Source organism: Mesorhizobium sp. M0478 (assembly GCF_040321305.1).
In the GTDB taxonomy this organism is placed as follows: domain Bacteria; phylum Pseudomonadota; class Alphaproteobacteria; order Rhizobiales; family Rhizobiaceae; genus Mesorhizobium.
Genome location: NZ_JAMYRH010000002.1, coordinates 674983 through 696659, shown reverse-complemented (window position 1 = coordinate 696659; position 21677 = coordinate 674983). Strand labels below are relative to the sequence as shown.

At 61.3% G+C, this 21677-nt stretch carries 21 protein-coding genes; 10 read left to right on the top strand and 11 right to left on the bottom strand.

The genetic code is table 11. The features are described 5' to 3' along the window. Positions 1-55 precede the first annotated feature (55 nt). Positions 56-781, bottom strand: a complete 726-nt coding sequence (locus NKI64_RS07805) for an AAA family ATPase (RefSeq protein WP_352667344.1) — start codon at positions 779-781, stop codon at positions 56-58. Between the two features lie 338 nt (positions 782-1119). Here NKI64_RS07805 and NKI64_RS07800 point away from each other — a divergent pair, with 338 nt between their 5' ends. From NKI64_RS07800 to NKI64_RS07780, 5 genes are read left to right on the top strand one after another with little or no spacing between them, the layout of a single operon-like run. Continuing rightward, positions 1120-3870, top strand: coding sequence for an AMP-binding protein (locus NKI64_RS07800; protein ID WP_502901368.1), 2751 nt, complete (start codon positions 1120-1122; stop codon positions 3868-3870). Further along, positions 3867-4847 (top strand): NAD(+) synthase, encoded by a 981-nt coding sequence (gene nadE / locus NKI64_RS07795; protein WP_280790896.1) that lies wholly within the window; start codon positions 3867-3869, stop codon positions 4845-4847. Before NKI64_RS07800 ends, nadE begins: the two co-directional genes overlap by 4 nt. 6 nt (positions 4848-4853) lie before the next feature. Beyond that, on the top strand, positions 4854-6881 hold the full coding sequence (asnB, locus tag NKI64_RS07790) for an asparagine synthase (glutamine-hydrolyzing) (protein ID WP_352667338.1): 2028 nt from the start codon (positions 4854-4856) through the stop codon (positions 6879-6881). After that, positions 6871-8427, top strand: coding sequence for a class I adenylate-forming enzyme family protein (locus tag NKI64_RS07785; protein ID WP_352667335.1), 1557 nt, complete (start codon positions 6871-6873; stop codon positions 8425-8427). The genes asnB and NKI64_RS07785 overlap by 11 nt, the downstream gene beginning before the upstream one ends. A gap of 55 nt (positions 8428-8482) precedes the next feature. Beyond that, a complete protein-coding gene (locus NKI64_RS07780) occupies positions 8483-8749 on the top strand; it encodes an acyl carrier protein (protein ID WP_023701118.1) in 267 nt (88 codons plus the stop codon). A 53-nt stretch (positions 8750-8802) separates the two neighbouring features. Here the strand turns inward: NKI64_RS07780 and NKI64_RS07775 are convergent, their stop codons facing one another. After that, positions 8803-9495 (bottom strand): N5-glutamine methyltransferase family protein, encoded by a 693-nt coding sequence (locus NKI64_RS07775; protein WP_023697126.1) that lies wholly within the window; start codon positions 9493-9495, stop codon positions 8803-8805. 486 nt (positions 9496-9981) lie between these two features. Here NKI64_RS07775 and NKI64_RS07770 point away from each other — a divergent pair, with 486 nt between their 5' ends. Together NKI64_RS07770 and NKI64_RS07765 are read left to right on the top strand one after the other, a co-directional pair. Further along, a complete protein-coding gene (locus tag NKI64_RS07770) occupies positions 9982-10353 on the top strand; it encodes a response regulator (RefSeq protein ID WP_023670881.1) in 372 nt (123 codons plus the stop codon). A gap of 372 nt (positions 10354-10725) precedes the next feature. Then, positions 10726-10929 carry a hypothetical protein gene (locus NKI64_RS07765; protein ID WP_155921622.1) on the top strand — a complete coding sequence of 68 codons (204 nt, stop codon included), beginning with the start codon at positions 10726-10728 and terminating at the stop codon, positions 10927-10929. Positions 10930-11102: 173 nt separating this feature from the next. On the opposite strand, the gene NKI64_RS07760 is transcribed toward NKI64_RS07765, so the two are convergent. The 9 genes from NKI64_RS07760 to NKI64_RS07720 form a co-directional block, all read right to left on the bottom strand. Continuing rightward, positions 11103-11288, bottom strand: coding sequence for a hypothetical protein (locus NKI64_RS07760; RefSeq protein ID WP_023681021.1), 186 nt, complete (start codon positions 11286-11288; stop codon positions 11103-11105). A gap of 188 nt (positions 11289-11476) precedes the next feature. Further along, positions 11477-11671 (bottom strand): hypothetical protein, encoded by a 195-nt coding sequence (locus NKI64_RS07755; RefSeq protein WP_023697124.1) that lies wholly within the window; start codon positions 11669-11671, stop codon positions 11477-11479. A 208-nt stretch (positions 11672-11879) separates the two neighbouring features. Beyond that, complete coding sequence (locus NKI64_RS07750) at positions 11880-12434, bottom strand: NAD(P)H-dependent oxidoreductase (protein WP_352667330.1); 555 nt, start codon at positions 12432-12434, stop codon at positions 11880-11882. A gap of 34 nt (positions 12435-12468) precedes the next feature. Then, positions 12469-13524 (bottom strand): aldo/keto reductase, encoded by a 1056-nt coding sequence (locus tag NKI64_RS07745; protein ID WP_023670876.1) that lies wholly within the window; start codon positions 13522-13524, stop codon positions 12469-12471. A gap of 20 nt (positions 13525-13544) precedes the next feature. After that, the gene (locus NKI64_RS07740; protein WP_352667327.1) at positions 13545-14492 is read right to left on the bottom strand and encodes an ABC transporter ATP-binding protein; all 948 of its coding nucleotides are present in this window, start codon (positions 14490-14492) and stop codon (positions 13545-13547) included. Then, positions 14470-15468 (bottom strand): ABC transporter ATP-binding protein, encoded by a 999-nt coding sequence (locus NKI64_RS07735; protein ID WP_352667324.1) that lies wholly within the window; start codon positions 15466-15468, stop codon positions 14470-14472. Before NKI64_RS07735 ends, NKI64_RS07740 begins: the two co-directional genes overlap by 23 nt. Positions 15469-15470: 2 nt before the next feature. Beyond that, the gene (locus tag NKI64_RS07730; RefSeq protein WP_023815047.1) at positions 15471-16469 is read right to left on the bottom strand and encodes an ABC transporter permease; all 999 of its coding nucleotides are present in this window, start codon (positions 16467-16469) and stop codon (positions 15471-15473) included. Then, complete coding sequence (locus NKI64_RS07725; RefSeq protein WP_352667321.1) at positions 16470-17456, bottom strand: ABC transporter permease; 987 nt, start codon at positions 17454-17456, stop codon at positions 16470-16472. Between the two features lie 157 nt (positions 17457-17613). After that, a complete protein-coding gene (locus NKI64_RS07720) occupies positions 17614-17772 on the bottom strand; it encodes a hypothetical protein (protein ID WP_352667318.1) in 159 nt (52 codons plus the stop codon). Here NKI64_RS07720 and NKI64_RS07715 point away from each other — a divergent pair. The 3 genes from NKI64_RS07715 (at position 17771) to NKI64_RS07705 (ending at position 21676) form a co-directional block, all read left to right on the top strand. Next, the gene (locus NKI64_RS07715; protein ID WP_352667315.1) at positions 17771-19381 is read left to right on the top strand and encodes an ABC transporter substrate-binding protein; all 1611 of its coding nucleotides are present in this window, start codon (positions 17771-17773) and stop codon (positions 19379-19381) included. The genes NKI64_RS07720 and NKI64_RS07715 overlap by 2 nt on opposite strands. A 63-nt stretch (positions 19382-19444) precedes the next feature. After that, entirely contained in the window at positions 19445-20629 is a 1185-nt protein-coding gene (locus tag NKI64_RS07710; RefSeq protein WP_023727397.1) for an LLM class flavin-dependent oxidoreductase, read from the top strand. Positions 20630-20638: 9 nt separating this feature from the next. After that, the gene (locus tag NKI64_RS07705; protein ID WP_023727398.1) at positions 20639-21676 is read left to right on the top strand and encodes an ABC transporter substrate-binding protein; all 1038 of its coding nucleotides are present in this window, start codon (positions 20639-20641) and stop codon (positions 21674-21676) included. Position 21677: the final 1 nt, after the last annotated feature.

Here is a 21677-nt window from a genome sequence, read left to right as displayed (position 1 = left end):
CCCGGCTTGGCGCCAAATGCATAAATGTGTCATGGATCATAGGTCATGGGCCAGCCTAGGCAGCATGACCAACATGCTCTCCCAGAACGCGCGCGACGACCCCGTCCACCTCGTGAGGTTCAGCACCATTGACTTGTATCAACGGCCATCGGTCCTGGCGCAGGCACTCGCCGACCTCTCTTGAGATTTCGGCCTGCCTTAATCCTTTGTCCACGCCAAGTTCGAACAGCATAACCTCGAGGAGCGGTTGCTGCGCATGCCTATCCACAAGACGGCGGCGTAACGTTTCCTGGGGCGCGTCGAGTTGCACAACGAGATCCGGCCGCGGAAGAAACGCCAGGCACTCGCGGACCGCGTCGAGGCTTGGAGTTCTAGCCAGCACACCCAGCGCACACAAAGCCTGAATCATGCCCTCTTCGAAGATGAAGCAACCGGGCGACTCCCGCGCTTGGCGCCAGGACTGGCACAGTTGGGCGATGTCGACCTTCATTCGCCATGACCACACGCGGCTTCGAAGAGGGATCGATGCCAGAAGCCGGGCCGCGACACTGTCCTTTGGCAAGGTCGACAGCAAGATAGGACCGGATGTGGCAATCTTTTTGCCAATTCTTCCTATGCCATGGCGGATTTCCGGAGCGTCATCCTGAGCCGATCCAGGTTCAATCAGGCGATACCCATTTACTGTCTTCACATTGATGCCGTGTCTCGCCAGCCCTTGGCAGAGGCCGCGAAGCAGCGTGGTTTTACCCGCGCCAGGCGGCCCAAACAACTCGATGATCATATGCTCAAGCGTCTCCGAACGAGCAGTCATTCCCCTACGGATCAAGCTTAGCCGGATTTCAGATCACACCAACGTTCATTTGAATGATTGTTCCAGTCAGTGAATCTACCGAGCCCGGATTCTAGCGGAGATGCCGATCGCATCCGTTCGCCTGGGCAAGCCGTCTTGCGCTCCACGGAGCTTGCAAGGAAAAACGACCGGTGCTGGACACAAATGGCAAAACTTCTGAAGGACGCTCGGGAAGCGCTGGCTAGGCAAGATCGAGGCATCATCCGAATGATTGATGAAAAGATCTCCGCGGCGAGCGATGTTCGACCGACAGCTTGGCGGGGCCCTGAATGTCCTCAGTGTGTTTGCATTCGGAAGTGGCAAATCAAAACCTACAGGTGGATCTGCGACCCACCCGAAGGTGGTCAGTCGTTCCCGAATATGACCTTGACCAAGGGGGGCCAGTCTGGCGCCGTTACCGACAGATGGGTGCCAAATTTGCAGACATTCCAATCTTCGACCACCTTGGAGATGTCGCCAGGGGGCATCCTGACAAGCTCGCAATCAGCGACGGCGCGAACCGCCTGACTTTTTCTGAGCTTTTCCGTGCGGTCGAGACGCTGGCAACTCATATCGCTGCCGTCGTCCCCGAAGGGCAGGCCATCGGCATCCTGCAAGCAAACTCCGCTTGGTATCCTGTGGCGATGTTGGCGACCATGGCGGCGGGACGGCCTTCGGTTCCGCTCAACACAAGAGATCCCGCCTCTCGCATTTTCGATATAGTCAGTGCCGCGGGGCTCGGCGCGATTATAGGCGCCGAAGATGTTCGCCCGGTCGAATTGGCCCAAGAGATCATCTGGATCGAAATTGCGGCCGCCCTGGCGTCCAACGATCAACACCCAGAACAGCAGCATAAGCCCCCTATGGTTTCGGTCGATGCGCCCGCATTGGTGCTTTACACTTCGGGCAGCACCGGGCGCCCCAAGGGAATCGTCAACAGCCAACGCAGCCTGCTATGGCGGGTCCGGCAATATGTCGATGCGTGCCATATCACCGCGGATGACGTTTTCCTGCCGCTGACCGGGCCAGCCACGATCGCCGGTTGCCGGGAGATCTTTGCGGCGCTGCTGACGGGCGCCACGTTGCATCTTCTCGAGGTGGAGGCTGTCGGCCTGCGCGCTACGCGCGCTCGATTGCAGTCCGAAGGTGTGACGATCGCCTATCTTGTGCCGGCACTGCTTCGAGCCCTCCTGGCTGAGGCGCCCGCCGACGCTTCCTGGCCGCTCAGAGTGGCGCGGATCGGTGGGGAGAAAGTGTCATGGACGGACATCGCTTTGCTGCGCAAAGCCGTTTCGGACCAGTGTCTGATCCAGATCGGCTACTCATCGACTGAAACCATCGGTTCGCAATGGTTCTTGCCGCCTGACTGGCCCGAGCAAGACGCGTCGGTTCCCGTCGGCAGGCTGCTCCCTGGTATGACATTCGCTATCGTCGACGAAGCGGAGCGCAATGTAGGGCCAGGCGAAAGTGGAGAGCTTCTTATCAAAAGCCGCTATGTCCTGCTTGGTCATTGGGAGAACGGTGTGGTCGTTCCCGCGCAGCCGGACCCCGACGATCCCGAGGCTCGGCTTTTTTCGACCGGGGACCTCGTTCGGCTCGACGATGATGGCATCTTGAGGATCGTCGGCCGCAAAGGGCGCCAGATCAAGATCAATGGTCGACGCATCGAGCCCGCCGAACTCGAACGGGTCTTGCGTTGCGCGCCTTCGGTGGCGGATGCCGTGGTGATGGTAACTGCCGCGCAGGAACTCATCGCCTTCGCGGTTCCCCAGCGCTTCGCAGGCGGCGCTTTTGCAGACGACCTTCGCAAGCTCCTCAGAATGACCTTGCCGGCACCATTGCGTCCCTTGCGATTGCACACCGTTGACGCAATCCCACGCCTGTCGGGAGGTAAGGTCGATTTGGCAACACTGGCTGAGATAGATCGTTCGCACGGAAGGAGGGCGCGAGCCGCCCGGTCGTCCACTCTCGATGCTCCGCCCGCCGGAGGAGCAAAGGACACGCGTCAAATAGTGCAGCACGCGTGGACGCAGGTTCTCAACACAGGCACTGCCACGGGAAACTGGGATGATGCTGGAGGAGATTCGCTGCAGCTGCTGCACTGCGTCATGGCGATCGAAAACGCCATCGGGCAAGAGCTGGGCCTCGAGGCATTCACCGTCGGCATGAGCTTGGACGAGATGGTTGAGGCGGTCGTCTCTGCACGGTTAGGCGAAGGGCGCGAAAAGAAGCACCACCCACCGATTCTTTTCCTGTTTCCAGGGTCCGTCGGCTATGGTCCGAGCCTGGCTGCGTTCGCAGCCGCCATGGGAAAAGTCGCCCGTGTAAACCCGATCCGATATCCGAGCCTTGCGGCGATACTGGACGGACACAACACCCTCAGCGCCATGGCTGGCGCCGCACTCGAGCAGATAAGCCGCATCCAACCTGCGGGCCCCGTGCGACTTCTCGGCCATTCTCTGGGTGGCGCGGTTGCATTCGAGGTTGCCGCACGGCTCATGAAGGCCGGGCGAACGGTGCGGTTCCTGGGCATCCTCGACACGAGCCTTCTGGACGAGCCGAGCAACCATTGGGAGACTCTTACCCGTACGTTCTATCGTATTCGCACCAACCGCATATCCGCGCACCGGATGGCTTGCAGAGCCCTTGCGAAGATCACCGTCGCCGTGGGCGGCGAAGCGCGTCTGGCCAGGATTCTGGACAGATTTGCCAATGGAGAGTTCAACCCGACGATCTTCAGGACCAAACTGGAACTGCAGGAGGTTTTAAGGGCGAAGTCATTCTTCCAGTGGCTTGAGGCACCGAAACCGGCTCTGCCCCTCTCCGGTACCTTGTTCCGATGTCGCAGGGAGGGAATGCCGCGGGCCTTGGGCTGGGACAGCGTCTTGGCACGCATGGACGTCATTTCGATCACGGGCAGCCACATCGACCTTGTCGTCGAACCAAACCTTGCCACCAACCGTCCGCTTATCGAGACGGCCATCGTGCAGACCTATTCCCCCGCCGAATCTCGCAAAAGGGAGGACTTGTCATCGACATAATTCCGGAATTCAGCAAGGACATGCTGACGCTCGATGCCCGCGCGGAGGTCGATCGCATCGTTGACACCTTGCGCACTCAGGTTCTCGGCACCCTGCATCGTCGCGGCGTGGTTGTCGGTCTTTCCGGCGGTATCGACAGCTCCGTCGTCGCGACCTTGTGCATGCGCGCGTTCGGGAAAGACAAGGTCCTGGGACTGTTCATGCCGGAGCGGGATTCTTCCGGCGACTCCCTGAGACTTGGCCGCCGCGTCGCGGCACAGCTTGGCATTGAAAGCGTCCTTGAGGACATAGCACCGGCACTGGAGGCCATTGGGGCCTACCGCCGGCAGATCGATGCGATCCAGACCGTCGTTCCCGACTATGGGGAAGGGTGGAAATGCAAGCTGGTGATCGCGTCGGTTCTGGAGAGCAGCGGGCTCAATATAACCCGCCTCACGGTCCAGGATCCGCAGGGTAAAGTAGATACCGTGCGTCTGCCGCCAGCTGCCTATCTGCAGATCGTTGCTGCGACAAACTACAAGCAGCGCCTGCGTAAGATGACGGAATACTATCACGCCGACCGCCTCAAATACGCGGTTGTCGGCACTCCAAATCGCCTCGAGTACGACCAGGGCTTTTTCGTCAAGCAGGGCGACGGAGCCGCCGACGTGATGCCGATCGTTCACCTTTACAAAACCCAGGTTTATCAACTCGCGGAATATCTCGAGGTAGATGATGAAATCCGGCGGCGGCCACCGACCACCGACACTTTTTCCATGGCCCAAAGCCAGGAAGAATTCTATTTCGCGCTGCCCTATCACCTGATGGATCTATGCCTCTACGGCCTGAACCACGGGGTCGCCAGCAATGAGCTCGCGGCGGTTGCTGGCCTCACCGAGCCCCAGCTTCAGAAAGTGTTCAAGGACATCGAAGCGAAACGAAGGGCGGCCCACTATCTTCACGCGCGGCCTTTGCTGTCCGCCGAAGGCGGAGATTAACCGAGCATGTGCGGCATCGCTGGAATCGTGGCGCTGAATGCCACAGCGGCTTCTCCTTCGCGGCAGGCGCTGATGCAGATGATGGGCGTGCTGGCGCATCGCGGTCCCGACGGGCGCGGTCTCTACCGGGACAGACGCGCGGGGCTGGCGCATGTGCGCCTGTCCATCGTCGATCTTTCCAGTGGCCAGCAGCCGATGGCGGATACAGGCGATACGACGTGGATCGTGTTCAACGGCGAGATATTCAACTACGTCGAATTGCGTGAAAAACTCACGGCGCTCGGCCACCGCTTCCGAACCCGCAGCGACACGGAGGTCGCGCTGCACGCCTATCGTGAGTGGGGAGAAACGGCCTTCGAGCGGATGAACGGCCAATGGGCAATTGCGATCTGGGATTCAGTGGCCAATCGTCTCGTATTGTCGCGCGACCGCTTCGGCATTTGCCCGCTGTATTTCAGCGAGCATGCGCACCGGCTTTATTTCGCCAGCGAAGTGAAAGCCATTTTCGCGGCCGATCGAACCATCCCTCGCGCCTTTGATCCCGCCGGCATCGATCAGACGTTCACGCTCTGGACGGTCGTTCCGCCGCAAGGAGTTTTCCACGGAATCAACGAACTCGAGCCGGGTCGTGTCCGCATCTATCAGGATGGCACCGTTCGTGAGCGGATTTTTTGGCAGCCTTCCTATCCCGACAATTTCGGATCGCGGCAGGGCGAGTTCCCCGGGTCCTCCAACGACGCGGTGGACCGCGTGTCTAGCGCTCTTGAGGCCGCGACGGCGCTCAGAATGGTGCGCGCCGACGTGCCTGTCGGGTGCTACCTCTCCGGAGGGCTGGACAGTTCGCTTGTGGCCGCGCTCGCGAGGCGCTTCGCGGGCGATCGCTTCCAAACCTTCTCCTTGCGTTTTGCCGACGCCGAGTATGACGAGACCCGCTTCCAGCGAATGGTTGCCGAGGCGATCGGCAGTGAGCACCATGAAGTGGTCGTTTCGCGCAGAGATATAGCCGGAATCTTTCCGGAGGTAATCCAACACACCGAACGCCCGATCCTGAGGACTGCCCCGGCGCCACTCTTCCTGCTCTCGCACCTGGTGCGCGAGCGTGGCATCAAGGTCGTGCTGACCGGCGAAGGCGCTGACGAAATGTTCGCCGGCTACGACCTGTTCCGCGAAGGCAAGGTCCGCCGCTTCTGGGGGCGCCACCCGACTTCGACACGACGCTCTCGGCTCCTGGAACGCCTTTACCCCTATCTCACCCGCTCGCCGGTGCAACAGCAGGCGATGGCGCGTCAGTTCTTCGGGCGAAATATTCACGCTTACGACGCGCCGGGCTTTGCTCATGAAACACGCTGGCGAACCACCAGTGCCATCAAGCGCTTGTTTACGGCCGATATGCGGGCTCGAACGGAGGGCCGCGACGCCGTGTCCGAGTTGCTCGCCCGTCTGCCCGCGCAGTTTGCCCGTTGGAGCCCCCTTGCGCAGGACCAGTATCTCGAGGTGCAAACACTGATGTCGGGCTATCTGCTCTCCTCGCAAGGCGACAGGATGCTGATGGCTCACTCCGTCGAGGGGCGCTTCCCGTTCCTGGACGATGAACTTGTGAGGCTCGCGAATTCGCTGCCACCCTCCTTCAAACTCCGCGGCCTCGACGAGAAGCACGTGCTGAAGCGCATGGCGGCACCCATCCTGCCCTCCGAGATCATAGCCCGCAAGAAGCAGCCCTTCCGTGCGCCCAACGCGCTTTGCTTCGTCGGCGCAGACGCTCCGGATTACGCACGCGAGGCGGTTTCGCAGGCGGCCCTGCGCGAGGCGAATGTCTTCGATCCAAAGGCGGTCACGCACCTGCTTGCCAAATGCCAGGCCAGAACTGGCGATGGCGACCTGTCCAATGCCGACAACATGGCGCTGGTCGGCGTGTTGTCGACCCAACTTCTTCATCAGCAGTTCGTCGCGGGTTGTCCCAGTGCAACGCTCGAATGCACACTCAGCGTCGACGTCGACTGCGAACATCGGGAAGAGCGCCTGCATGTTGCATGATGCCGTACCATTGCTGCATGACTACCTCGCCCATTCAGCCGTCCGACACGGAAGTAAGGTGGCGCTGGTGTGCAACAGGCAGCGTGTTACCTACCTCGAACTCGAAACGCGAGCCAACGCGATCGCCCGGGACCTGGCCGCATCCGGAGTCGTTCGCGGTGATCGCGTGATGATCTTCGCCGACAACACCGTCGAGACGGTGGTTAGCTTCTGGGCGGTGCTAAAGGCGAATGCGGTGGTGTGCATCGTCAACCCGCTCACCAAGAGCGACAAGCTCGATTATCTGCTCAACGACTGCCGGCCGACGGCGCTCATCACGGACGGCCATCTGCACGCGATCTTCCGCGAGCCGGCGCGCGGCTGCCCGTCACTTCTGCGGGTGATCGTATCGGGACCGATCGACGACGTCGAACTCGCCCAGCTGCCGTTTGCCGTGCGCTGGGACGCCGCCCTCGCCAATGGCGCGGATACGCCGCCGGCACGGCAGTGCATCGATGTTGATCTGGCAGCCATCATCTACACGTCCGGGTCGACGGGCGAACCCAAGGGCGTGATGCTGACGCACAGAAACATGATGACCGCGTGCGCGTCTATCGCTTCCTACCTCGCGATTGCCGAGGACGAGGTGATCCTCAATGTCCTACCCCTCGCCTTCGACTATGGACTGTACCAGATGATCATGGCTTTTCGTACCGGCGCCCGGCTGGTGCTGGAACGCTCGTTCGCTTTCCCGGCTCAGGTCCTGGAGTTGATCAGGCAGGAGGGAGTTACGGGCTTTCCCGGCGTGCCCACAATCTTTGCCGCACTCTCCGAACTCAGGTCCCTCAAAGACCAGGATTTCTCGAGCATCCGCTACGTCACAAACACTGCGGCAGCCCTACCCCTCAAGCATATTTTCATGCTTCGCGAGCTGTTTTCGGGTGCACGCATCTATTCGATGTACGGTCTCACCGAATGCAAACGTTGCACCTATTTGCCGCCAGAGGACCTCGAGCGAAAGCCATTGAGCGTAGGGATCGCAATCCCGAATACGGAGATGTGGATCGTTGACGAGCATGACAGGCGGATAGGCCCAGGCGTTGTCGGCCAACTCGTCATTCGCGGCGCAACGGTGATGAAGGGGTATTGGGGCAAGCCCGAGGCAACGGCCAGGAAGCTCAAACCCGGCCCGCTGCCCGGCGAGCAGGTCCTATACACCGGCGACTACTGCCGGATGGATACGGAGGGTTACCTCTACTTCGTTGGCCGTGGGGATGAGATCATAAAGTCGCGAGGCGAGAAGGTGGCGCCAAGGGAAGTGGAAAACGTACTCATGGACATTCCAGGAGTCCGAGAAGCGGCTGTCATCGGTGTTCCCGACGAGCTCCTCGGGCAAGCGGTGAAAGCCTTTGTGGTGATGGAGCATGGAAGAGCCATTGGCGAAAGGGAACTGCAGAAGGAGTGCCAGAAGCGTCTGGAAAACTTCATGGTCCCGAAATCCATCGTCGTTGTGGCGAACCTGCCGATGACGGACACGGGAAAACTCAAGAAAACGGCGCTGTCATGATGCGGGGCCAGAACCAAGTCGCTGATTTAATGGTGACGCCACGGAGGACGAATTCATGTTGACCATCAAGGAACGCGCCGGAATCTACAGCGAGCAGATTCGTAGTTTCTTGGTTTCAAATTTCTACGTCAGCGACGTCAAGGCATTGCTGGATGACGCATCCTTGCTCGATCAAGGCATTGTCGACTCGACGGGTGTGCTTGAGATTATCGGCTTCATCGAGGAGACCTTTGGCATTACCGTCGAGGATAGCGAACTTCTGCCTGAAAACCTCGATTCCATCCAGGGGATCGAGCAATACATCATCCGCAAAATGAACTGATGGGTAAGCGTTACGCCCAGAGCAGCCCGTATTTGGTCTGACTGTCGCAGGATTCATGCCTGCGACTTGACTTGCCCCAGAACCACCCGGCCCTCGCCCGCTTCGTTCGAGACCGAACGGATGTTCTCGAATGCCTTGCTGCGTTCCAGCAGACCCGCTACCTGTCGGTCTTGGCCAAGCCCGACCTCGAAGAGCAGGATGCCGCCACGCCGCAGGTATCGCGGTGCGTCTTTCAGTACGCGCATATGAATGCTCAGGCCGTAAGGGCCGGCTGCGAACGCCTCGCGCGGCTCAAGCTCGATCAGATGGGCGCGGTCGCCCTCGAGCCGCTTTTCAGAAATGTAAGGCGGATTGCAGACGATTACGTCGATAGTTCCGTCTAGCCCAAGGCCGATGAGAGAGTCGAACAAGTCGCCCTGAAGCACCGAAAGACGCTCAGCCATGCCGTGATGTGAGGTGTTGCGGCGTGCCGTTTCGACGCATTCATCGGTGAGATCGCTTGCCCAGACAAGGGCGCTGGGCACATGGTAGGCGATCGCGCACGCCAGATTCCCAGTGCCGCAGCACATATCAACTATGCGCGGAGCCGGCAGGTTCATCTGATGCAACACACCAAGCGCGGTCTTGCCGAGCAACTCGGTCTCAGGTCTGGGGACGAGCGCACCGGGCGAAACCAGCAGTTCAAGTCCCATGAACATGGCGCGGCCGGCGCCATAGGCATCAGCTACACTGAACTCTTTGCTCATGGCCGACCCCATCGCTTGATCTCCCCAGTATAGATCTGCGGCGCTCATGCGCCAGCCAAACCTGCTCCGAAATCATGAATTCTCAAGCCTTTCCTTCGAAAAACTGCAGGCACAAACTCGGTGCATCGCACTTCTGACGCTCATTGACCGATTGCAATCTCAGGTCGCCCAAGATGGAGAGAGAGGTGCTGCTCATGCTTTGAAGAGCCAATGGCGCGGAACGGCGGCTTTTAGATTTTGTGGATCGTGGAGAGGGGCAAACGCCTATCCAACTCTGATGGAGCGGAGGCGCGGACCGCAGCTCCATTGACGCGCTAATCTTCGGCTCCGGTAATTCAGCAAGTGGTCGGTGGAAGCGCCTCCGCTCCAGCATCAGCCTCACCTTGCTGCATGGAGAGGTTACCTATAGGTTTGCGGACATGTCGAAACAACTGTCCGAAGGTCTCGGATCGACATCTCATTTCCGGTCAATCGCAGAGAGGGGCCGTGAGCGAAAGCGTGAGTGTTCTGATTGTTGAGGATCAATGGCTAGTCGCGCAGGACACTGCCGCGCGGCTGCGTCGCGCCGGTTATCAGGTGGTCGGACCTGTGCCGTCGGTATCCGCCGCTCTGCGTCTTGTTGAATCGGACAAGATTGACGTGGCGTTGCTAGACATCCAGCTGAACGGTGAAACGGGTCTGCCCGTGGCGAGGATATTGCAGGCGCGAGGCATCCCCTTTGCTTTCTTGTCGGGATTTGGCCCCGCCGACGTTCCCGCGGCTTTCCGCGACTGCAGATTCCTGCCGAAGCCGGCAACCGATGCTGTCATCCTTGCTGCTGTCAGCGAGTTGGCGTCCCTGCGCACAGCTTCGCGCTGACATTCGCTCCGACCGTATTATTGCCGGAGTTGCGCCCTGGCGACCTGGTAGGCCGGGCGAGGTCAGTTTCACAAAAGGCAACATTGGCGCTTTGGCCACGAGGACGGCGGACTACGACCGGCGAGCACGGAAATTCAGCGTTCAAAAAGCATCCGCCGGGGTTCCACTTCTCGGCCTGTTGGCGGCGATTTGGACTTAGGTCCGAACCCGGTCGCCAGAGGTCGGATTGCGGAACATCTGCCAAGGACCCACGTTCGGGGTTTGAGCACGGAGGTGCCGGCCGATCTCGAAGCGCAAGTTTCACGGGCAACTGTTGGGGAGTGTCGTAGTGCCGATTTCAAACGATATGGGGGACGAGTACCTGGAACTGGAATGTCCAAACTGTTCTCATGTCATCATAAAAAAGGGATCGTGGTTGAAGGTGATATCCAACTTCAACTGCACCCAATGCCATGCAAAAATCAGAATTGGTTATATGACCAAGCTCGCGCTTTTCGAGAAAAAAAGGCAAAGCATGAACCCGGCTGCGCAGTGAGCGTCCTGGCGGCCCGTCAGTCGTTTGGGGTGGTGCGTTGAACCGTCGGGCCTGACCGGCCCGATGGCGGGGGAGCCAGGCCGGCTGGGTGAATCGTATACATTAGATCGTGCTTATCAAGCCCAAATACGCGGCGCGACATCGCTTGGTGACGCAACGGTGAACCCCGCGCCCGTATACGCGCTAGCAGGAACGTCGGCGGTCAACATGCCGCTCATTCGTAGAGAGTGCGAACAGCTTCATCAAACAGCTCCACCTCGGCTTCAACCTTTTCAGCCGCTTTATCGACCTTGTCGAAACGCTTCAGCATTCGATTGTGGAGCATGGACAAGCGTGCGGCATGGTAGACCACGCTGCGCTTGTAACCTTCAGAGTCGAGTGGTTCGAACAACATTGTCATGGTAGAAATCCTCAATGTTTTTCGTCCTGCAATCCTTCCCTAGTAAACCGCCAATTAACTCTTTCGTTCCGCTGGTGATGCGACGGCGCCCGAATGAATAAGCCGTTGCGCTGTCTCCAGACTGCACGAGCGTGCTTCGTCTGTCTGCGGTTAGGCCCCAAGGCTTGCGCTTGCCTCGCCTGTTCGGCTCATGCTGCGTCAGTCACGACATCGACGGCCAGCTTCAGTTCAATCGCTTTGGGCGTGAGTTGAATACCGGCGCTGCCAAGAATTGCCGAATGATCATCCTGCTGTGGTGGGACCGCCGAACCCGTCAGGAGCGACGAACCGAGCCGGCTTGGATAGTCGCCCCGCCGCAAGGACGCGAGCGGATCGAAGATCACGTCGGCAGGTGCTCTGCCCTCTCTGGGAAGCCGGCGCCGCGCGCACTTACTGAAAAAACCCAAACAGAATAAGAGCGAGAAAGGCAAACAGCAGCGCTGCAGCCGCTAGCAACACACCTTTGTTGGAGCCCCGCCGAGGTTGAGGGTCAGGCACGAGTTTTTTCCGGTTTGGGAGTTCATTCATTGGACATTAATTTGCGGCTGCAAATTAGGTTCCGCTCATGCAACGTCGCGAACTGGTCCACGGCCTGTGCGGCCAGCCCAGGACCGTTGGATCCAAAAGCTTGCCGTCGGCAAAATCGCTGTCGCTGCGATAGACGGCGCTCGGCACCCTCAGCGCCGAATAGAAGCCGAACGGCGGGCGAAGCTGGTGTTCGACCACCAGCGCGTGGCGCTGGCCGCCTCCCGTCGCGCCGATCAGGACTGGGCGATCGACGAGTGCCAGCGGATTGATGAGGTCGAACAGGCCAGCATAGGAACCATTATAGACCGGCGTCGTCACGATCAGCGCGTCGGCTTGTTCGACCGCGGCCACCACATCCAGCGCCTCCGGCGTCAATTCCTTTCGCGTGAACGCAGCACCCAGACCGCGGCCGGCATCGACGAGATCGAGGAAATTCACTGTGACCGACAGTTTTTCGCGCAGTGCCTCACCCAGGTGATGCGCCAGCCTCCGTGATTTCGACGGCCTATGGGTGTTGCCTGACAACACGACGATGTTCTGGCGCAGCCGTTCGACATGGAAATTCGTGGTCTCTCTCATCTGTGCGAAATGATTGGAGACTCACAGCTGACCGTCAGGCGGCGCGCAGAGGCCGCGTCAGCGGGATCGGTGCGGCCGGCTCGGAACGCGGCACACGGCCTTCGACCGGATGGCTCGGATCGTTGAACCCATGCGTCGAGGCATGGCCGGCGGTGACGAGGCGGTCGACAAAGGCCTCGTCCTCGGCGGTCAGCCTGAAGTCCAGCGCCTTGGCGTAGCTGTCCCACTGTTCCTCAGTGCGCGGACCGGCGATCGCCGCCGTGATCAGCCGGTTGTTGAGCACCCAGGCCAGCGCGAAATCGGCGGCCGAGACACCGCGCGACTTTGCGTGCGCCGCGATCTGCCTGGCGATCTCGATCGATTCCGGGCGCCACTCGGTCTCGGCGATACGCTTGTCGCCACGCCCGGCCCTAGTGTCGGCGGCTGGCGCCTGGTTGGGCTCGTATTTGCCGGTCAGCACGCCGCGCGCCAGCGGGCTGTAGGAGACGACACCAAGACCAAAATAGGCTGCCGCCGGCAGTTGCTCGGCCTCGGCGGTGCGGTTGACGATGTTGTAGAGCGGCTGGCTGGCCACCGGCCGGTCGATGCCGAGTTCATCGGCGAGATGCGCGACTTCGGCGATGCGCCAGCCACGGAAGTTCGACACGCCGAAATAGCGCAGCTTGCCCTGGCGGATCAGGTCGGCGATGGCCCGCACCGGCTCCTCCAGCGGCGCATCGAAGACGGCGCGGTGGAAATAGAACAGGTCGATGTAGTCTGTTCCCAGGCGCCGCAGACTGTTCTCGACGGTCTGGATCACCCATTTGCGTGAATGGCCGCCGAGATTGGGACCCTTGTCATGCGAGTTGACGAATTTGGTCGCCACCACCCAATGATCGCGCGTCGCCTTGATGCCGCGGCCAACAACTTCCTCGGACTTGCCATTGTGGTAGACGTCGGCGGTGTCAATGAAATTGACGCCTTGCTCGCGCGCCTTGTCGATGATGCGGTGCGCGACCGTCTCCTCGGTCGGCCCGCCGAACATCATGGTGCCAAGGCTGAGCGGGGAAACCTTCAGGGCGCTGCGGCCGAGATAGCGGTAATCGGACATTGTTTTGCTCCGTTGAACTTTCAGTTGAGGGTTGGTTCGGCGTAGTGGCAAGCGACGTGATGCCCCGCCGCGATCGCCCGGAATGCAGGCTCCTGCGAACGGCAGAGATCCGTCGCCAGCGGGCAGCGCGTGTGGAAACGGCAACCGCTGGGGATGTTCTGCGGGCTCGGCAGATCGCCATGGATCGGCGCTGCCTGACGCCGGCGCGCCGGGTCCGGCACGGCGTCCATCAGTGCGCGCGTGTAGGGATGTTTTGGCGAGGTCCACAGCGTCGCATTGTCGGCGCTTTCGACGATGCGTCCGAGATACATGACCAGCACCCGGTCAGCGAAATAGCGGACCACCGACAGATCATGCGAGATGAACAGGTAGGACAGGCCGAGCTGCCGTTTCATGTCGACCAGCAGGTTGAGGATCTGGGCCTGGATCGAAAGGTCGAGTGCCGACACCGGCTCGTCGCAGACGACCAGTTCCGGATTGAGGATCAGTGCCCGGGCGATGCCGATGCGCTGGCGCTGACCACCGGAAAATTCATGCGGGTAGCGGCCAAGCGAATCCTTGGGCAGACCGACGCGCTCGATTATATCCTCTACAATCTTGCGCCGCTCGGCCTTGTTGCCGATGCTATGGACTTTCAGCGGCGCGGTCAGGATGTCGCCAATCGTGTGGCGCGGGTTGAGCGACGCGAACGGATCCTGGAAAATCATCTGGATGTTGCGGCGCGCCGCCTTCAGCCGGCGGGCGTCGAGAACGGTGATGTCGGTGCCGTTGAACTCGATCTTGCCGCTGGTCGGATCGACCAGCCGCATGATCGTCTTGCCGAGGCTCGATTTTCCGCAGCCGCTTTCGCCGACGAGGCCAACCGTTTCGCCGCGTCCGACCTCGAGCGAGACGCCGTCGACGGCGCGCAACGCACCACCCTGAGCATGGAAATGCGTGGAGAGGTCAGAGACCGAGAGCAGCGCCATGCGCAACCTCCGGAATGAAGCTGTAGGGGCAGGCGACGAGGCGATCCTCGCTCACCTCGACGAGGTCGGGCACGAAATGGGCGCAGCTATCGCGCGCCACCGCGCAGCGCGGCCGGAACGGGCAGCCTTTCTCGCCAGCGGCCGAGACGATGCTGCCGGGTATCTCCGTCAGCCTGGCGTCGCGGTAGTGCAGATTGGTCTTCAGCCTTGGCGAAGCGGCCAGCAGGCCGCGCGTATAGGGATGGAGCGGGGTTCTGAACAGCGCGCCGGGCAGCGCCTGTTCAACCTTGCGTCCTGCATACATGACGACGACCTTGTCGGCCCACTGCGCGACGACGCCGAGATCGTGGGTGATGAGCACGACAGCCATCCACAGTTCGCGGCGCAGCGTATCGAGCAGGTCGAGCACCTGCGCCTGGATGGTCACATCCAGCGCCGTCGTAGGTTCGTCGGCAATCAGCAGGCGCGGACGGCAGGCAACGGCAATGGCAATCATGACTCGCTGGCGCATGCCACCGGAAAGCTGGTGGGGATAGTCGTCGATGCGCCGCTGCGGATCGGGAATACGCACCAGATTGAGAAGCTCGATGGCACGGTTCCGCGCTGCCTTGCCGCGTATGCCTTCGTGCAGCGTCAGTACCTCGGTGATCTGCCGGCCGATGGTCAGCACCGGGTTGAGCGACGTCATCGGCTCCTGGAAGATCATGGCGATCTCGCGCCCGCGCAGGTTCCGCATCGCCTTCTGGTCGAGACCGAGCAGATCCCTGCCGGCGAACTCGATCCTTCCATTGGGGATCTTCGCCGAGCGCGGCAGAAGCTGCATCAGGGCAAGTGCTGTCAGCGATTTGCCGGAGCCCGATTCGCCGACGATCGCCAGCGTCTCGCCTTCGCCGACGTCGAAACTCAGCCGGCTGACCGGCTCGGTGCTCGGGAAGCGAACCGTCAGATTGTCGACCTTGAGCAAAGCAGCGGCCATCTCTAGCGCTCCTGCAAGAAGCGCGGGTTGAGCGCGTCGTTGAGGCCGTCGCCGATCAAGTTCAGCGCCAGCACGGTGAAGACGATCGCAAGCCCCGGCAGTGCTGTCAGATACCAGGCGGTGCGGATCAACTCCCTGCCCGCTCCTATCATCGAACCCCAACTGACGACATTGGGATCGCCGAGGCCCATGAAGGACAGCGCCGATTCCATCAGGATTGCGGTTGCCACCATCACCGACGAGGTCACGATCAAAGGCGGCAGCGCGTTTGGCAATATCTCCCGAAAGATGATGCGGGCATGGCCATAGCCGAGGCTGCGCGCGGCCATGACGAAATCCTTTTCGCGAATGGCGCGGAATTCGGCGCGGGTCAGCCGCGCCACCGTCGGCCAGGTGATGACGGCGATCGCCACCGTCACGACAAGCGCCGTCGGTTGCGCGATCGCCACCATGACGACCAGAAGCACGAAGCTCGGTATGGTCTGAAAGATCTCGATCAGGCGCACCAGCACGTCATCGATCCAGCCGCCGAAATAGCCGGCGGTGGCGCCGACAAGGATGCCGAAGCTCAGGCCAAGTGCTGTCGCCACCAGGCCGACGAACAGTGAAATCCGCGCACCGTGCAGAATGCCGGAAAGCACGTCGCGGCCCATGGAATCGGTGCCCAGCGGGAAGGCAGGATTCTGGCCTGGCCACAGGAAGGGCCGCGCCACCATCGACAGCGGATCGGCCGGATAGAGGACGGGCGCCAGCAATGCCGCCAGCACGACCAGCGACAGGAACACCACGCCGAACATGGCGTTGGGATTGCGCAGGAAAATCCTCAGCGCCCGGCCGCCGGCTGCAATCGGTACCGACGCCGCAGAGGCGGAGCGCGCGTCGGGCGCGTGAAGATTGCTCCAGCTCTTCGCCTCGGGTTCAGCCGGTGCCGCAGGCTCGCGAGCCTCGGCATAGGCGCGGCGGGAGCGGGCGTCGCCCGCGACGAAATCGGTGGAAGCCATTCAGCGCACTCCGATGCGGGGATCGAGCCAGGCGTGCAGCAGATCGACCGTCGCATTGGCGACGATGACCAGGAGCGACGACAGCAGCAGGATGCCGAGCAGCACCGTGAAATCGCGGCCCATGACCGCCTCGAAGGCGAGGCGCCCGAGGCCGGGCCAGGAATAGACGGTCTCGACAACCACGGCGCCGCCGAGCATGCCGCCGACATGCATGCCGGCCATGGTGGTGATGGGGATCAGCGCGTTGCGCAGGACATGGCGGATGGTGATGATGGTCGGCGACAGGCCCTTGGCGGCGGCGGTTCGCACGTAGTCCTGCGACTGGACTTCCAGCATCGCCGCCCGCGTCAGCCGCGCATAGATCGCCACGTAGAACAGCGCCAGCGACAGCGCCGGCAAGATCATGTAGCGCACCTTGTCCCACACGCCGGCAAGGCCGGTCAGGTTGCTGCCTATGGTTCCCGAACCGCCGCTCGGCAGCCAGCCGAGCTTGACCGAGAACAGCACGATCAGCATCAACCCGATCCAGAAGCCCGGGATCGAATAGAACAGCAGCGAAACGACCGAAAGCAGACGATCCGGCAGGTGTCCCGAAAACACCGCCATCAACGATCCGAGGACGAGACCAAGTGCGATGGCGATGGTCAGCGCCACCGCCATCAGCAACAGCGTTCCCGGCAGCCGTTGGCCGATCAGGTCGGCGACCGGCATGCCGTAGCGCGGCGAAAAGCCGAGGCTGAAATGCGCCAGGTTGTAGAGATAATTGAACAACTGGACGAGCAGCGGATTGTCGAGCCCGAAGCGCTGGCGCAGAGCGGCCATGGTCTCCACCGTGGCCGAGCCGGCCTCGCCGGCCATGACGTCGGCGGCGTCGCCGGGCGCAAGCTGCAGCAGAAAGAAGTTCAGGATCACAATGCCCAGAACGGTCGGCACCGCCTGGATCGCGGTGCGTCGAAACGTTCTGCCAATGCGCGTCAGGGTCGACATCGTTTTCGCTATCCCGGCTGTGGCTGACGATGCGGGTTTACTGTTTCCCGGAAGTTCCGAGCTTTTTAGTTGACAAGATTTATAGACATTGTCAAACCTGATCTAAGAAATTTTGTTCTGCAAATGGCGAAACTGCAGAATAGATTTTTATTTCATGCTACAAAAAAAGCCATTTGAAGTATGAAATCTTAAGTGCGGGAGCGCGGCGGCCAAATCTTTTCACAAACGGGCCGGCTCTTGGAACGATGGATTTTTTCACCCGGCTGCCGACGACCGGCCGATTGATGCCGGCAGCAAAAAAGGACCAGGGCACCATGTCTCATTTCCTCACTCCGAACCGCCGCAGGTTCCTCGGCCTTTCGGCGACAGTGCTCGGAGCCACCCTGTTGCCCGCATCGCGCAGTGCCTACGCAGCCGAGCCGAAACAGGGTGGGACGGCGACGCTGCTGCTCTCGGCCGAGCCGCCGGTGCTGACGACGATCGCCCACACCGCATTCAATTCGGTCTACGTCTCGGCAAAGACCACCGAGGGCCTGCTGACCTATGATTTCGATCTCACGCCGCGGCCATCGCTGGCCAGGCAGTGGTCGGTCAGCGACGATGGCCTGCAATACACATTCAAGCTGCGCGAAGGCGTGAAGTGGCATGACGGCCAGCCATTCACCGCTGCCGACGTCGCCTATTCGATCGCCACGATCAAGGAGGTTCATCCGCGCGGCCGCAACACCTTCCTCAACCTTGTCGATATCCAGACGCCGGATCCGCTAACCGTGACGCTGGTTCTGTCGAAGCCGGCACCTTACCTGATCACGGCGCTGGCCGCGGCCGAAACGCCGATCGTGCCGAAGCATCTTTATGACGGCAGCAAGGCCGCCGAGAATCCGGTCAACACGGCTCCGATCGGCACCGGCCCATTCGTCTTCAAGGAATGGGTTCGCGGCAGCCACATCGTCTACGAACGCAACCCCGGCTATTGGGATGCACCGCGCCCCTATCTCGACCGGCTGATCGTGCGTTTCATTCCGGACGCCTCGGGACGCGCACTGGCGCTCGAGACCGGCGAGATCGACCTGGCGCCGGCAACGCCGATCCCGTACAGCGATTTGCAGCGCTTCGAAACGCTGCCGCATATCGGCTTCGAGAAGCAGGGTTACCAGTATTCCAACGGCATCAGCCGGGTCGAGTTCAACCTGGAGAAACCCTATTTCCAGGATGTTCGCGTCCGCCGCGCCTTCGCCCATGTCGTCGACCGCGACATCATCCGCGACACCATCAACTACGGCTATGGCGCGACCATTCCGGGCCCGATCAATCCCAATCTGAAGAAGTGGTTCGTCGCCGACCTGAAGACCTATCCGGTCGACATTGCTGCCGCTGAGAAACTGCTCGACCAGGCAGGCTTGCCGCGCGACGCCGACGGCATCCGGCTCAAGCTTGTCCACGATTATGTTCCGAGCGGTGAGACCTACAAGCGTGGCGCTGAATACATCAAGCAGGCGCTGTCCGCGGTCGGGATCGCGGTCACCGTGCGCAGCCAGGATTTCGCCACCTACACCAAGCGCATCTACACCGACCGCGATTTCGACTTCACCTTTAACGGCATGAGCAATCTGTTCGACCCGACGGTCGGCGTGCAGCGCCTCTACTGGTCGAAGAATTTCAAGCCGGGCGTGCCGTTCTCGAATGGCTCGAAATACAGCAACCCCAAGGTCGATGAACTTCTTGAAGCGGCCGCTGTCGAGGTCGACCACGAAAAGCGCTTCGAGCAATGGGCCGCGATCCAGCAGATCCTGGTCGAGGACCTGCCCGACATCGGCATTGTCAGCCAGCCGGAAATCACCCTCTACAACAAGCGCATCGCCGACCACACGGTGGGCGCCGAGGGCAATGCCGGCTCCCTCGCAACAGCCCACATCGTCGCCTGATCCGCCAAACCCGTGCGCGGTCTTCACGCACGGGTTCCCTGCCTCCATCCGAGAAAGTTCGCCATGACGCTCGCCCATAAGCCTGGTTCCATCGTCGGCACGCCCTTCTTCAGGGCGCCCACCGATTATCCCGACAGCCCGCTGTCGAAAGCGCTTCAGCAGCCGGTGCTGCTCGGGCTGTTCCTGCCGATCCAGGCTGGTGGTTGGACCAACTCGACCCTGGAGCGTTCGACCGACTGGCGCTTCGACTACAATCGCGACCTGACGCTCAGGGCGGAAGAGCTTGGCTTCGACCTTGTCTTTGCGCTCAGCCAATGGCTGCCCAAGGGTGGTTATGGCGGTGTCTTCAACGGCCAGGCGCTTGACAGCTTCGTGTCCATCGCAGCCATGGCCGCGATCACCAAGAGGATCATGCTGATCTCGACCATGCATGTTCTCTACGGCCCGTGGCATCCGCTGCATCTGGCGAAATTCGGCGCTACTCTCGACCACATCTCCGGCGGCCGCTGGGGCATCAATGTGGTCACCGGCCATCGCGCCGTCGAACACGAGATGTTCGGCTGGAACCGCATCGAGCATGACCGCCGCTACGAACTCGCCGCCGAGTTTGTCGAAGTGCTGCAGCGGCTGTGGCAGGACGACGAGAATTTCTCCTTCTCCGGAGAATCGAGCTGGAAGCTCAATGGCGGCTTTGTCACGCCGAAGCCGAATTACGGCCGGCCGATCCTGGTCAACGCCACCGGCTCCGACGCCGGCATTTCCTTTGCCGGCCGTTACTCCGACATCGTCTTCGTCACCAGCCCGGCCGGCTCAGACATAGCCAGCGCGCTGGAGGCGCTGCCGGCGCATACTAAGAAGGTAAAGGACGCGGCCCTCGGTGTCGGCCGCACCGTGCGCACGCTGCTCAACCCGCTGGTCATCAGCCGTCCGACCGAGAAGGAAGCCTGGGCGGTCGCCGACCAGATCGTCGCCCATGCCGACAGCCGCACGCCGAAAGGCTTCCAGACCTTCAACAGCGACGCCCAGGCCTGGAAAGGTCGAGAAGGCCGTGACGATCCCTACGCCAAGGTCGGCGGCAACATCTATCTCATCGGCACGCCCGAGCAGATCGTCGACCAGTTCGTCAAGCTCAAGGACGCCGGCATCGACGGACTGCAACTGTCCTTCTTCGACTTCAAGCCGGATCTCGAATTCTTCGGCGAGAACATCCTGCCGCTGATGAAGCAGGCCGGCCTGCGCAACGCCTGAGGAGCAATCATGACCACGACTGCGATCTCCGAAATCTGGTACACACGCTGCCCGGTGCCGACGCCTGTCGGACTTGCGGCACAACTCGGGCTTCTCGACGAAACCTTCCGCAAGGAAGGGATCGAATTGAAATCGATCATCGACTCGCCCAACCGCGACATCCGCCAGAGCCATTTCAACCACACGCTCGACTGGTCGTTTCGCCACGGCGGCAACGTGCCGCCGATCCGTGCCCGCTCCGAAGGGCGCAAGACGCGCCTCGTCGGCATCACCTGGACGGACGAGTTCCAGGCGATCATCACCTTGCCCGGCACCGGCATCAGAACAACCTGGGATCTGAAAGGCCGCCGGTTCGGCATCGCCCGGCGTCCGGAAGGCATTGTCGACTTCATGCGGGCGACGGCGCTGAAGGGCCTGGTATCGGCGCTGTCGCTCGAGGGCCTCAGCCATGCGGACGTCGAGATCGTCGACATCGCGCTGACCGACAGTGTGCTCGACAGCCAGGAAGGGCCATCGTTGTTCGGCCTCAAGCGCAAGCAGGCCTATGGCGAGGAGGCAGCAGCCCTGATCCGTGGCGAGGTCGACGCCATCTATGTCAAGGGCACGGCCGGCATCAATGTCGCCAATCTGATCGGCGCCATCCAGGTCGCCGAATTCGGCTTCCACCCGGAGCCCAATATCCGCATCAATTCCGGTTCGCCGCGCGTGCTGACCGTCGACGATTTGCTGGCCGAAGAACGCCCCGATCTGGTCGCTCGGCTGATCGAGACGATCCTGCGCGCCAGCGCCTGGGCCGAGGCGCATCCCGACGAGACGCGGCGCTTCGTTGCCCGCGAATCCGGCGCAACCGAAGAGCAGGTGCTGGCGGCCAACGGTCCGGATGTCCACAAACATCTCGGCCTCGGGCTGCAGCCCGAGCTCATCGCGGCGGTTTCCCACTACAAGGATTTCCTGTGCGACTGGGGTTTTCTCGCCAGCGATTTCGACGTCGAGAAATGGGTCGATCGCCGGCCGCTCGATCTGGTGACCATTCGCGCCGCCGCCTGAG

Coding starts and splice junctions, on each gene's coding strand:
- NKI64_RS07805 (WP_352667344.1), bottom strand. CDS start 781: ATGATCATCGAGTTGTTTGGGCCGCCTGGCGCGGGTAAAACCACGCTG.
- NKI64_RS07800 (WP_502901368.1), top strand. CDS start 1,120: ATGTCCTCAGTGTGTTTGCATTCGGAAGTGGCAAATCAAAACCTACAG.
- asnB (WP_352667338.1), top strand. CDS start 4,854: ATGTGCGGCATCGCTGGAATCGTGGCGCTGAATGCCACAGCGGCTTCT.
- NKI64_RS07785 (WP_352667335.1), top strand. CDS start 6,871: ATGTTGCATGATGCCGTACCATTGCTGCATGACTACCTCGCCCATTCA.
- NKI64_RS07780 (WP_023701118.1), top strand. CDS start 8,483: ATGTTGACCATCAAGGAACGCGCCGGAATCTACAGCGAGCAGATTCGT.
- NKI64_RS07775 (WP_023697126.1), bottom strand. CDS start 9,495: ATGAGCAAAGAGTTCAGTGTAGCTGATGCCTATGGCGCCGGCCGCGCC.
- NKI64_RS07765 (WP_155921622.1), top strand. CDS start 10,726: ATGTCCAAACTGTTCTCATGTCATCATAAAAAAGGGATCGTGGTTGAA.
- NKI64_RS07760 (WP_023681021.1), bottom strand. CDS start 11,288: ATGACAATGTTGTTCGAACCACTCGACTCTGAAGGTTACAAGCGCAGC.
- NKI64_RS07750 (WP_352667330.1), bottom strand. CDS start 12,434: ATGAGAGAGACCACGAATTTCCATGTCGAACGGCTGCGCCAGAACATC.
- NKI64_RS07745 (WP_023670876.1), bottom strand. CDS start 13,524: ATGTCCGATTACCGCTATCTCGGCCGCAGCGCCCTGAAGGTTTCCCCG.
- NKI64_RS07740 (WP_352667327.1), bottom strand. CDS start 14,492: ATGGCGCTGCTCTCGGTCTCTGACCTCTCCACGCATTTCCATGCTCAG.
- NKI64_RS07735 (WP_352667324.1), bottom strand. CDS start 15,468: ATGGCCGCTGCTTTGCTCAAGGTCGACAATCTGACGGTTCGCTTCCCG.
- NKI64_RS07730 (WP_023815047.1), bottom strand. CDS start 16,469: ATGGCTTCCACCGATTTCGTCGCGGGCGACGCCCGCTCCCGCCGCGCC.
- NKI64_RS07725 (WP_352667321.1), bottom strand. CDS start 17,456: ATGTCGACCCTGACGCGCATTGGCAGAACGTTTCGACGCACCGCGATC.
- NKI64_RS07715 (WP_352667315.1), top strand. CDS start 17,771: ATGTCTCATTTCCTCACTCCGAACCGCCGCAGGTTCCTCGGCCTTTCG.
- NKI64_RS07720 (WP_352667318.1), bottom strand. CDS start 17,772: ATGGTGCCCTGGTCCTTTTTTGCTGCCGGCATCAATCGGCCGGTCGTC.
- NKI64_RS07710 (WP_023727397.1), top strand. CDS start 19,445: ATGACGCTCGCCCATAAGCCTGGTTCCATCGTCGGCACGCCCTTCTTC.
- NKI64_RS07705 (WP_023727398.1), top strand. CDS start 20,639: ATGACCACGACTGCGATCTCCGAAATCTGGTACACACGCTGCCCGGTG.